This is a genomic window from Streptomyces sp. JK94 (assembly GCF_053613315.1).
On record NZ_JBSICH010000012.1, the window covers coordinates 235,971 to 248,333 of the forward strand.

A 12,363-nucleotide genomic window follows, 5' to 3' on the forward strand; every position below is an offset into this window, starting at 1 on the left:
AGCCGGGGCCCGGTGGCGGCCCCCGACCGCGGGAGCGACCATGGCCGTCGGCATCGAGGCGATCAACGCCTATGTGGCACGCGCCTGTCTCGACGTGGCGGACCTCTTCCGCGGCCGGGGCCTGGACATGACCCGGTTCGACAACCTCATGATGCGTCAGAAGTCGGTCAACCTGCCCTGCGAGGACGCCGTCACCAACGCCGTCAACGCGGCGAAACCCCTCCTGGACCGGCTCACCGCCGAGGAACGCGACGGCATCGAACTGCTCGTCGTCGGCACCGAGTCGGGGCTCGACCTGGGCAAGCCCATCTCCACGTACATCCACCACCACCTCGGGCTCAGCTCCCGCTGCCGCTCCTTCGAGGTCAAGCACGCCTGCTACGGCGGCACGGCCGCACTGCAGACCGCCGCCGGCATCATCGGCGCCTCACCCGTCGGCACCGCCAAGGCCCTGGTGATCGCCGCCGACGCGCCGAGCGCCGCGGCCCGCGGCACCTACTGGGAACCCTCGGAGGGCGCCGGCGCCGTCGCGCTCCTCGTCGGCCGCGACCCGCGCGTCCTGGAGCTGGATCCCGGGGCCAGCGGCCTGCACACCTTCGAGGTGATGGACACCCTGCGTCCCCGCCCGGACCTGGACTACGTCGACTCCGACGTGTCCCTGCTGTCGTACCTGACCTGCCTGGAGCGCAGCTTCGCCGCCTACCGCGAGCGGGTGGCCGGCGCCGATGTCGTCGACAGCTTCGAGCACCTGGTGCTGCACACCCCGTTCGCCGGCATGGTCAAGGGCGCGCACCGCAAACTGCTTCGCACCCACAAGGGGCTGGGCCCGCGCGAGGCGGCCGAGGACTTCACCCGCCGGATCGCCCCCACCCTCCACTACGGCTCCCGGGTCGGGAACCTGTTCTCCGCCTCGCTGTATCTCGCCCTGTGCTCCCTCCTGGACCGCGGCGGCCCCAAGACCCCCTGCCGCATCGGTATGTTCTCCTACGGCTCCGGGTGCGGCTCGGAGTTCTTCAGCGGCATCCTCGGCGAGGAGGCCGTGGCCACCGCCGGCCGGATGCGGATCGGCGCCGCCCTCGACGCGCGGCGGGCGCTGACCATGGAGGAGTACGACACCCTCACCGAACTCGGCGGCGACCGCGCCTTCGGCGTACGGGACCTGGAGGTCGACACCAAGCCTTACGCGGAGCTCTACGGCGACCTGGCCGACGGCGCCGGGCTGCTGGTGCTCCACCGCATCGAGAACTTCCACCGCCTCTACTCCTGGAGCTGACCGACCGATGAGCCACGGCACCGTCCGCGTCCGGCACCAGGACCCCGCGGTCCTGCGCATCACCCTGGACCGGCCCGAGCGCGGCAACACCGTCGACGCCGCCCTGATCGCCGACCTGCACGCAGCCCTGGACGGCGCCGAGGAGTCCGGCACCTGCCGACTGGTGGTGTTGGACGCGCCGGGGCAGGTGTTCTGCAACGGGATGGACATGGGCGAGGTGGCGGCGGGAGACAGCGGGACGGAGCCCGCCCACGACACCGGGGACCCGGGCCGCGGGGAGGACAGCGGGTCCGCGTTCTTCGGGCTGCTGCGGCGGCTCACCGAGCTGCCGCGGCTCACCCTCGCCTGTGTGGACGGACGGGCGGCGGGCGGCGGCGTGGGCCTCGCTGCGGCCTGCGACCTCGTCCACACCACCGAACGCGGCGTGTTCAGCCTCCCGGAGGCGCTGTGGGGGCTGCTGCCGTGCAGCGTGCTCCCGTTCCTGGCCCGCCGCACCGGCCTCCGCACCGCCTCCACCATGACCCTCACCACCCTGCCGCTCACCGCGCGGGAGGCGCTGGACCGGGGGCTCGCCGACGAACTCTCGCCGGACCCCAGGCCCTTGACGCATCGGCTGCTCTCCCGGCTGACCAAGACCGACGCCCGGATGCTCGGAGAGGCCAAGCAGTACCTGTCCGCACTGCGTCCCGTCACCGCCGAAGACGAGCGGCGCGCGGTCACGGAGTTCGCCCGGCTCGCCGCGGTGCCCGGCGTCCGCGAGGGCATGGCCCGGTTCGCCGCCGAAGGACGCTACCCGTGGGAGCGGTGAGCGCCCGGCCCGCGGGGGCGGCGTCGGGGGAGGGCCGCCGATGAGCACCGTATGGGCGTTCCCCGGGCAGGGCTCCCAGCGCGAGGACATGGGCGCCGGCCTCTTCGACCGCCACTCCGAGGTGGTCGCCCGCGCGGACGCCGTGCTCGGCCGTCCGGTCCGCGACCTGGCCGCGGACCGGACCGCGCTGCGCGACACCCGCGTTCTGCAGCCCGTCCTCTACACCATCGGCGCGCTGGCCTACCTCGACCGCGCCGCCCGCGAACCACAGCCCGACTGCATGATCGGCCACAGCCTCGGCGAGTACACCGCCCTGTACGCGGCCGGCGCCCTCGACTTCGAGACCGGGCTGCGCCTCGTCGTGGCCCGCGCCGAGATCATGGGCCGGGAGCGCGGCGGCGGCATGCTCGCCGTCGTCGGGCTCGACGTCGAGCGGCTGCGGGCGGTCATGCGCCGGGAGAGCGCGGACGACATCGACGTCGCCAACCACAACTCGCCCGTGCAGACGGTGCTCTCCGGCCCCGAGGACTCCGTCCGCGCCCTCGCCCCGGTGCTGCGCCGGGAGGGCGCGGGCAAGTGCGTGCTGCTGCACATCAGCGTCGCCGCCCACTCCCGCTACATGGCCCGGGCCGCCGACGAACTCGGCGCGGTCCTCGACACCGTCACCTTCCGTGAGCCCCGCGTCCCCGTCATCTCCAACGTCACCGCCCGTCCCCACCGGGCCGAGGAGATCGCCCTGCGGCTGCGCGAGCACATGTGCCGGGGAGTGCGCTGGTGGGACAGCCTGGCCCACCTCATCGACCAGGGCGTCACCGAGCTGGTCGAGCTGGGCCCCGGAAGCGTGCTGACCAAGCTGTGGGCGACGGCCCGGACGGAACTCACGCCGAGGAGGGAGACCCCGGAGGCGGAGGCAGCGGTCGCCCCGACGGCGACGGCGACGGCGACGGCGGGCGGGACGGGGCGGCATCGTCTCCCGACGGCCCCGGAGCGGCTCGGCTCGGCGCGGTTCCGGGAGCGGTACGGGACCGAGTTGGCCTGGGTGGTGTCTGGGACCGGCGACGGCGCCGTGGGCGAGGAGGTCTGCCGGGCCGCCCGGGCGGCGGGGCTGGCCGCCTTCACCGATCCGGCCCCCGGCGCCCCGGACCGGGCGTCCCTGGACGGGGCGGGCCGGCACGGCTGGGGGATCGGGCTGCGCCCCGGCACGGACGCCGACGACCAGGTCACCACGCTCCTCGCGCACGAGGTGCGGCACGTCGAGGCCGGCCACCCGCACGGCCCCGACGCGGCCCTCGTCCGTTTCCGCTTCACCGGCGCCCACCGCGGCCCAGGCGGCGCCCCGGTCGCCGTGCGGCACGTCCTCGCCCGCGTCACCGGGCTCGGCCAGGCCACCGCCTTCCTGCGCCCGCCCGCCCCGGCCCTGCTCGCCGAACTCGTCCGCACCGGCGGCCTGTCGGTACGCGAGGCCGCCGTCGCCGGTGAGCTGCCCGTCGCCTCCGACCTGGCCGTCCAGGCGCCGGGCGGCTGGCACGACGACGGCGCCGACGCCTACCACCTGCTGCCCTCCGTGGCCGCGCTCGCCGCCCGGATCCCCGGCCCCGAACCCGTGCACGTGGGCCTGTGCGGCGTCGTCGGCACCCCGGAACAGGCGGCCACCGCCTTCGCGCTCGGCGCCGCCTTTCTCGTCGCCACCTCGCTGAGCGCCTGCGCACCCGCCGCCCGCCTGGCCGGTCCCCTCAAGGACACCCTCGCGCGGGCCGGCGACGACGACGTCACCTGGGCCCCCACCGAACGGCACGCCGCCCTCGGCGTCCCCGGGCGGGTCCTCCGCCGGGGCACCCTGTACCCCGCCCGGGCGGGGCTGCTCCACCGGCTCCTGCGCGCACACCGCTACTTCGCCGACGTCCCCGCGCCCCGGCGCCGGCACATCGAGGAACACCTGCTGGGCACGTGGGAGCCGGTGGACGGCCGGGCCGACGGGCGCCTCCGCACGGCCGACGTGTTCCGCTGGTACGCGCGGGAGACCGCCCGCCGCACCCCCGTCGGCGACCCCGTGCGGCCCCTGGACCACCAGGTGCCGTGCGACCCGGACCTGACCCACTTCAACCGCGCCGCCGCCGGGACCGCACTGGCCGCGTGGCCCACCCGCACTCCGGCCGCGGTGGCCGCACACCTCCTGACGAACGCCGCGGAATTGCTCACCGCAAGGGCCCCGGAACGGACCGGTGCACCCTCGTGAGCCGTCTGACACATCGAGGCGTCGCGGCCTTGGCCGGTGCCGGGCAGCGGTGTTCTGCCCGGTACGTGCTCGTGAGCCGCCGGACGCACCCGGCCGTCGCTGTCCCGGTCCGCGACGAGCAGTGGCGTTCCGCCCGCGGGACCCCGCGGGTCTGTGGCATGTCCGGACCGACCCGAGGCCGACCCCTGTGGAGTGAGACGGCATGAACCCTGTGGAGCGCACCGACAACGACACCCGGCCCGACGGCGGCACGCCCGCCGCTCCCGGGACCGGTCCGGCCGACCCGTGCGTCGTGCTCGTCTCGGCGGGCGACCCCGGCCGGCTCGCCCGCGCCGCCCGCGACCTGCGCGACCGGCTCGCCCTCCTGCTGCGCCAGGACCGGGCGCCCGCCACCGCCGACATCGCCTGGACCACTCAGACCGGGCGGGTGCCCATGCGGCACCGGCTCGCCGTCGCCCACCCCGACCTCGCCGGTGTCGTCGCCGCGCTCGACGCCTTCCTCACCGGCCGCCCCGACCCGGCCGTCCACACCGGACGGGCCGGCCGCGTACCCGCCGGTACGCCCGGTACTGCCGCCGAGGCGGCCCGGCGGTGGGCCGAGGGTGCCGACCTGCCCTGGGAGGCCTACTGGCACACCCCGCGCACCCGCGTCGCCCTGCCGGTGTATCCTTTCGCCGCCACCGACGCGCCCGCGCCGCCACCGGCCGACACCACCACCTCGGACCCGGGGACCGGCCCGCACACGGCGGACCTGGAGACCGCCCTCCTGGACCGGTACGCGGAGGTGTCCGGCATACCCCGGGACGAACTCGACGCCCACACACCCTTCGTGGAGTACGGGCTCACCTCGCTCCAGATGGGCGAACTCAACCGGCTGCTCGCGGAGGACTGGGGCGTCGGCACCCGGACCCTGTTCTTCGAACACGGCGACATGGCCCACGTCGCCGAGGACGCCGTGCGCCGCTGCGGAGCCGCCCCGCGCCGCGCACCGGACACCGGCCGCCCGCCCGCCACGGCCCGGCCGGCTCCCGCACCGCCCGCCGCCGCGGACCCGGGACCGGGGACGGACCCGGGCGCGGGGACCGACGGAGCGATCGCCGTCATCGGTGTCGCGGGCCGTTACCCACAGGCCCCGGACCTGGAAACGTTCTGGGCCAACCTGGAGTCCGGACACGACTGTGTCACCGGCCTGCCCGCCGACCGGCACCGGCCCGGCTGGCCCGTGGACGAGATGACCGGCGGCTTCCTCGACGGCGTCGACCGCTTCGACCCGCTGCTGTTCGGCATCACCCCGCGCGACGCCGCCCTCATGGACCCGCACGAGCGCCTCTTCCTGGAGTCGGCGTGGGCCGCCCTGGAGGACGCCGCCCACCCCCGGCAGCGACTGCGTGAACGGCACCGGTCGCGCGTCGGCGTCTACGCGGGCGCCATGTACGCCGACTACGCCTTCTTCGGCGTCGAGGAGACCCTGCGCGGCCGCCCGGCCTACAGCGGCGGCGCGCTCGGCAACATCGCCAACCGGGTCTCGTACCTTCTCGACCTGCACGGCCCCAGCCTCGCCGTGGACACCATGTGCTCCTCGTCGCTGGCCGCCCTGCACCTCGCCGTGCGGGCCCTGCGTGCCGGGGACTGCGAGGTCGCCCTCGCCGGCGCCGTCAACCTCTCCCTGCACCCCAACAAGTTCGTGCAGCAACGGCTGATGTCCCTCACCTCGAGCTCCCGGCGCTGCCGCAGCTTCGGCGCGGGCGGCGATGGGTTCGTGCCGGCCGAGGCGGTGGGTGTGCTGGTGCTGAAACCGCTGGCCCGAGCCCTGGCCGACGGCGACCGGGTGCGCGCGGTGATCCGGGGCACCGCCGTGGTGCACGCGGGCCGCACCAACGGCTACATCGTGCCGTCCCCCGCCGCGCAGGCCGAGGTCGTCCGGGACGCCCTCGCCGACGCCGGGCTGCGGCCCGCCGACATCGACTACGTCGAGGCTCACGGGGCCGGCACCGCGCTCGGCGACCCCGTCGAGATCGACGGACTCACCCGGGTCTTCGGCGGCGACGAACGCCCGCCGGGCTCGCTGCCCATCGGCTCGGTGAAGTCGGTCATCGGGCACGCCGAGGCCGCCGCCGGCCTGGCCGCGCTCACCAAGTGCCTCCTGCAACTGGAGCACGGCACCCTGGCCCCGACCCTGCACGTGGACCGGCTCAACCCGAACGTAGACTGGGACGCCGTGCCCTTCCGACCCCAGCACACGGCCGCCGCCTGGCCGCGGCCCACCGGACCGGACGGCGCACCGCGCCCCCGCCGCGCGGGCATCAGCTCCTTCGGCGCCGGCGGCACCATCGCCCACGTGGTGCTGGAGGAGTGCCCCCTCCCCGCCCGCCGGGACCCGGTCACCGTCCCGGTCCCCCGGCTGCTGGTGCTCTCCGCCCACGACGAACAGCGCCTACGGGAGAGCGCGTCCCGTCTCGCCGCCCGGCTGCGCCTGCCGGACGCGGCGCCGCTCGCCGACGTCGCCTGGACCCTCCAGGCCGGCCGTGAGCCGCTGCGCGAACGCCTCGCGCTCGTCGCCACCGACGCGGCGGACGCCGCCGCCGACCTGGCGGGGTTCGCGGCCGGCCGGGACACGGACGCCGACGGCGTCGTACGCGGCCGGGCACCCCACGGCGGTCGGCCCCAGGGACGCCTGCTGCCGGACGGCCCGGACCCCGACCTCGCCGCACTCGCCCGGCACTGGGTGGCCGGCGGTCCCGTCGACTGGACCCGCCTGTACACCGGCGCCGTCCCGCGCGTCATCTCCCTCCCGTCGTACCCGTTCGCTGGGATGCGCTGCTGGATCAAGGAGGGGGACCACGGCACCGTACCCACCGTCGCCCCGGAGCCCGAGCCCGCCCTGGAGCCCGGACCCGACCCCGCCGCCGAGGACGCCGTGCTGTTGCGCCGCGAGTGGCTGCCCACCGGCGAAGCCGCCGACGGGAACGGGCCCGGCGAGGGCGTTGTGGTGTGTCTGTACGGCGCCGCGACCCGGGGCGTGGCCGACGCGCTCGCCCGCATGGCGCCGGCCGGGACCCTCGTCCCCGTTCTCGTCCGCGACGACGGGCATTCCCCCGGCGGTCCGGCGGAGTTCGGCGACGACGGGCAGGCCGGCGCCGTCACCGACGGCCTGCTCGCCCGGCACCCGGTGATCGCCGGCTGGATGGACCTCACCGACCTCGACCGGCCCGACCCCGCCGACGCCGGCCCCTGGACCGCCCGCCTGCTGCTGGTCCGCCGGCTCATCGGCGCCTGCCCCGGCGCCCGGCTGCGCGGCCTCCAGGCGGTACGGGGGCTGCAGGACCTCGACGGGCCCGAGTCCTGTCCGTCCGGCGCCCGCATGGCGGGGTTCCTGCGCTGCCTCGGTGCCGAGTACCAGCGGCTGGACACCACCGTCCTCGACACCGACCTGCCCACCGCCGAGCCAGAACGGCTGGCCGCCGCGCTCTGGGGCGAGTGGCACCGGCCGGGCGGGCGCGCCGAGATCTGCCACCGGCACGGACTGCGCTACGAACCCGTCCTGCGCCCCACCCTGGCCCGGCACACCCCGCTCGTTCCGGACCCCGGCCGCGCCTACGTCGTCACCGGCGGCACCCGCGGCATCGGTGCCCGGGTCGCCGCCCACCTCGTCGGGCGAGGGGCGCGGGCCGTCGCGGTGCTCGGCGGCCGGCCGCTGCCACCCCGCGAGCGCTGGGACACGTCCGGGGCGCTCGGTGCCGCCGAGGCGGAGGCCGTCGCGGGCGTACGGCGACTGGAACGGCTCGGCGCACGTGTCCTGGTGCACACCGGCCCGCTCACCGACCGGCCCGCCGTCGGCGCCTTCCTGGACCGGGTGCGGTCCGAACTCGGGCCCCTCGGCGGCGTGGTGCACTGCGCCGGCGGCCTCGGCGGCGGCCGGCCCGCCTTTGTCGGCAAGGACACCGCCACCATCCGCGTCACCTTCGCGCCCAAGGCCGACGGCCTGGAGACGCTCGCTGCCCTCTGTGAGAACGACCGGCTCGATTTCTTCGTGGCGTTCTCCTCGGCCTGCGCCCTGGTTCCGCGCCTCGCCGCCGGCGTCACCGACTACGCGGCGGCCAACGCGGCGGCGGACCTGCTGCTCGGCCACCGGGTCCGCACCGGCGGCGGCCATTTCCGCTCCGTGGCCTGGCCGATGTGGACCGAGACCGGCGCGGCACGCGGCAAGGAGAACGTCTGCGCTCCGGCCAGCCTGGACACCGTCGACGACGCCACGGGGCTGCGCATCCTGGAACAGGTGATCGCCATGCCCTGGGGCGGCACGGTCTTGCCGGCCCTGCCCCTGGACGCCGGCTTCGATGTCGGCACACTGCTGGACACCCGGACGGGTGGGACGGCACCGGCCGCGCCACCGGAACCGGCGCCAGAACCCCCGCGCGCCGGCAGCGGCCCCGCCTGGCTGGTTCCGCTCGTGTGCGCGGTGCTCGGCACCCCGGAGACCGACCTCGACGCCACCGCCGACTTCAGCGACCTCGGCGTGGAGTCCGTGATGCTGGGCGAACTGCTGGAACGGGTCGAGGAGGCCGTCGGCGAGCGGCTGCCGCCCTCGCTGCTGCTGGAGCACCCCTCGGTGCAGCAGCTCCACGACCACCTGACGTCCGTCGGCCTCGCCCCGCGCACCGAACCGGCGGCGGCCCAAGCGGCTCCCGTCCCTCCGCCGCCCGCCCCGGCACAGGTACAGGCTCCGGCACCGGTCACCGCACCCCCCGCCGACCGCCGTACCGACGGCAAGGTTGCCGTCATCGGCATGGCCGGACGCTTCCCCGGCGCCCCGGACGTCGCCACCTTCTGGCGCAACCTGCTCGACGGCCACTGCGCCGTCACCGAGGTGCCGGCCAACCGCTGGGACACCGCGGCCCACTACCGCCCGGAGTACGAACTGGGGCGCAGCACCGGGAAATGGGGCGGGTTCCTGGACGGTCTCGACCGCTTCGACCCGGAGCCGTTCCAGCTCACGGACGACGAGGCCACCGTGCTGGACCCGGGGATCAGACTGTTCCTGGAGGCCACCTGCGACTGCCTCGCCGACGCCGGCTACCGGCGCGAGGAACTGCGCGGCCGGGACGTCGGCGTCTTCGTCGGCGGGCGGATCTCCTCCTATCCGCTGCGCGCGCCGCTGCGCCCCGACGTGCTCCAGTCCGACCAGAACTTCCTGGCCGCCCAGGTGGCCCACCGCTTCGACTTCCGGGGCCCGGGCCTCGTGGTGGACAGCGCCTGTTCCTCCTCCCTGGTGAGCGTGCAGCTGGCGTGCCGCAGCGTGCTGTCCGGGGAGGCGGAGGTGGCCCTGGCCGGCGGGGTGGAGATCCTGCTCGACGAGCGGCCCTACCTGGAGTTCAGCGCCGCCCGGGTGCTGTCGCCCACCGGCCGCTGCCGGCCCTTCGACGAGCGGGCGGACGGCATCGTGCCGGGCGAGGCCTGCGCCGCCGTCCTGCTGAAGCCGCTGGCCGCCGCCCTGCGCGACGGCGACCGTGTGCACGCGGTGATCGAGGCGGTCGCCGTCAACAACGACGGCCACACCATGGGCACCACCACGCCGAATCCGGCCGCCCAGACCGACGTCGTCCGCAAGGCCCTCGCCGCGGCCGGACGTCGGGCCGACGAGATCGGACTGGTGGAGGCGCACGGGACGGCCACCAGGATCGGCGACCCGATGGAGCTCAAGGCGCTCACCGACGCGTTCGCGGGCGCCGAGGAGCCGTACGGCCGCTGCGGCATCGGCAGCCTGAAGGCCAACGTCGGACACCTGCTGAGCGCGGCCGGTGTAGCGGGACTGATAAAGATCGCGCTGAGCCTGGAGCACGGCGTGGTGCCGCCCACCCTGTTCTGCGAGACGCCCAACCCGCGCTTCGACTTCGCGCACTCGCCGTTCCGGCCGGTGACCGCAGCCGAGCGGTGGACGGCACCGCCCGCGCGGCGGGTGGCCGGCATCAGCTCCTTCGGGCTGGGCGGCACCAACGCCCACCTCGTCGCCTCCGCCCTCGACCCGGCCGAGCGGCCGGCGGGGGTGCCGGTGCGCGAGCCGCTGCCCGCGCCCGCCTACGCGCGACGCCGGCTGTGGCTGGAGCGCACCCCGGACGCCGCCCCCGTTTCGGCCGACGCCCGGCCCGCCCCCGACCCCTGGCCCGCCTCCGAGCCGCAGTCGGAACCGCGACCGGATGGGCAGTCTGAACCGCGGCCCCAACCCGCCCGCGCCGCCATCTTGGACCTGCACTTCGTCACCCGCCAGGCGACGGACGGTACCCCCGGACCCACCCCGGCGGCACGGGTGCCGTGAACCCGCTCCGCCACCGTCACCCCCACGGAAGGAAACCCCCGAGATGGACAACTCCGCAGAGGCGGCCCCCGGGACCGCGGACGCGGCACCGGCCCTGCCCACCCCTCGCCAGGCCGCCCTGGCCCTCGCCGGTGTGATGGCGGGAATGCTGCTCTCGGCCCTGGACCAGACCGTCGTCAGCGTCGCCCTGCCCAGCATCGTCGGCGAACTGGGCGGCCTCGAACGGCTGCCGTGGGTGGTCACGGTCTACCTGGTCACCTCGATGGCGGTCACCCCGCTGTGGGGCAAGGTGTCCGACCTCTACGGACGCCGCACCGTGGTGCAGTGCGCCATCGGCGTCTTCGTCGTGGGGTCCGTCCTGTGCGGCGTCGCCCAGAGCATCTGGCAGCTCATCGTCTTCCGAGGCGTCCAGGGCCTCGGCGCGGGAGGGCTGTTCGTGCTGGCGCTCGCGGTCATCGCCGATGTCGTGCCACCGGAGCGCCGGGGCCGCTACCAGGGCATGTTCGGGGCCGTTTTCGGCCTCTCCAGCGTGGTCGGGCCGCTGGTCGGCGGTTGGCTCACGGACGGTCCGGGCTGGCGCTGGATCTTCCTGATCAATGTGCCGGTCGGCGTGCTCGCCCTGGTGGCCACCGCCGTCGGCCTGCGCGTCCGCAGCCCCCAGCGCCCGCACACGATCGACTTCGTGGGCGCGGCACTGGTGGCGGGCGCCGTCGTCTGCGCCCTGCTGTACCTCAACTGGGCCGGTGACGCCTACGGCTGGGCCGCCCCCGGCGCGCTGCTGCTGGCCGTCGGCGCCGTCGTGCTGGGCGCGCTGTTCGTGTGGGCGGAGCGCCGGGCGGCCGAACCCGTCATCCCGATGCACCTGTTCAGCAACCCCGTCTTCGGCATCGGGGCCCTGTTCGGGCTGCTCGCCGGTGCCGCCATGTTCGCCGGCATCGTCTACCTGCCGCTGTACTTCCAGACCGTGATGGGCATGTCGTCCACCCGCTCCGGGCTCGCCATGCTGCCCGCGATGTTCGGGCTGACCGTCACCTCCGTCGCCTCCGGGCAGCTGATCAGCAAGAGCGGCCGGTACAAGGTGTTCCCCGTCTCCGGCTCGGCTCTGCTGGTCGTCACCATGCTGCTGCTGTCCCGGCTCGACGCCGGCACCCCTTACTGGCAGATCGGCGTGTACGCCTTCTTGTTCGGCGCCGGCGTGGGCCTGGTGATGCAGCCCGTCATCACCGCCGTGCAGAACTCCGTGCCGCCGCAGGACATCGGCGCGGCCACCAGCTCCGTCAACTTCTTCCAGCGCATGGGGTCCGCGATCGGGGTCGCGGTCCTGGGCACCGTCCTGGCCAGCCGGGTGGCCGACCGGCTGGCCGACGTCGGCCAGGACGCGGCGCGCGCCGCCGGTCAGGGCGTCACGGCCCTGCACCGGCTGCCCGAACCAACCCGCGGGGACGCCCTGGACGGCTACGCGCACGCGATGGGTGACATGTTCCTGGTCTGTGTCCTGCTCGTCGGGGTCGCCCTCGTGGTGTCCCTGTTCCTCAAGGAGATGCCCCGCGAGAGCGACCCGGCGGCCCGTCAGCCGGCCCACGAGGAACCTGCGGCAGGCTGATCGGCCCGGGGCTGGCGGGGACCGTCTCCCGCCTGCTCAAAGTTGTGCAGCCCCCGGCAGGGGCCCCCTTTAGCGTGGCTCTGCGGGGGCCTTCCCTGCCCCTCCCGACCCACCCCCCCCCCCCCCTACA

General features: G+C 75.5%; 5 protein-coding genes. All 5 read left to right on the top strand.

What is annotated here, in order from left to right; all coding sequences use genetic code 11:
* Nucleotides 1-40 precede the first annotated feature (40 nt).
* The 5 genes from ACVV2G_RS13035 (at nucleotide 41) to ACVV2G_RS13055 (ending at nucleotide 12,233) form a co-directional block, all read left to right on the top strand.
* Complete coding sequence (locus ACVV2G_RS13035) at nucleotides 41-1,273, top strand: hydroxymethylglutaryl-CoA synthase family protein (RefSeq protein WP_453842835.1); 1,233 nt, start codon at nucleotides 41-43, stop codon at nucleotides 1,271-1,273.
* Nucleotides 1,274-1,280: 7 nt separating this feature from the next.
* On the top strand, nucleotides 1,281-2,081 hold the full coding sequence (locus ACVV2G_RS13040) for an enoyl-CoA hydratase-related protein (protein ID WP_453842836.1): 801 nt from the start codon (nucleotides 1,281-1,283) through the stop codon (nucleotides 2,079-2,081).
* A gap of 40 nt (nucleotides 2,082-2,121) precedes the next feature.
* Nucleotides 2,122-4,317 carry an ACP S-malonyltransferase gene (fabD, locus tag ACVV2G_RS13045; protein ID WP_453842837.1) on the top strand — a complete coding sequence of 732 codons (2,196 nt, stop codon included), beginning with the start codon at nucleotides 2,122-2,124 and terminating at the stop codon, nucleotides 4,315-4,317.
* 202 nt (nucleotides 4,318-4,519) lie between these two features.
* Nucleotides 4,520-10,630, top strand: a complete 6,111-nt coding sequence (locus ACVV2G_RS13050; RefSeq protein WP_453842838.1) for a beta-ketoacyl synthase N-terminal-like domain-containing protein — start codon at nucleotides 4,520-4,522, stop codon at nucleotides 10,628-10,630.
* Between the two features lie 43 nt (nucleotides 10,631-10,673).
* Nucleotides 10,674-12,233 (top strand): MDR family MFS transporter, encoded by a 1,560-nt coding sequence (locus ACVV2G_RS13055; protein WP_453842839.1) that lies wholly within the window; start codon nucleotides 10,674-10,676, stop codon nucleotides 12,231-12,233.
* The last annotated feature ends 130 nt before the right edge of the window (nucleotides 12,234-12,363 follow it).

Coding starts and splice junctions, on each gene's coding strand:
- ACVV2G_RS13055 (WP_453842839.1), top strand. CDS start 10,674: ATGGACAACTCCGCAGAGGCGGCCCCCGGGACCGCGGACGCGGCACCG.
- fabD (WP_453842837.1), top strand. CDS start 2,122: ATGAGCACCGTATGGGCGTTCCCCGGGCAGGGCTCCCAGCGCGAGGAC.
- ACVV2G_RS13035 (WP_453842835.1), top strand. CDS start 41: ATGGCCGTCGGCATCGAGGCGATCAACGCCTATGTGGCACGCGCCTGT.
- ACVV2G_RS13050 (WP_453842838.1), top strand. CDS start 4,520: ATGAACCCTGTGGAGCGCACCGACAACGACACCCGGCCCGACGGCGGC.
- ACVV2G_RS13040 (WP_453842836.1), top strand. CDS start 1,281: ATGAGCCACGGCACCGTCCGCGTCCGGCACCAGGACCCCGCGGTCCTG.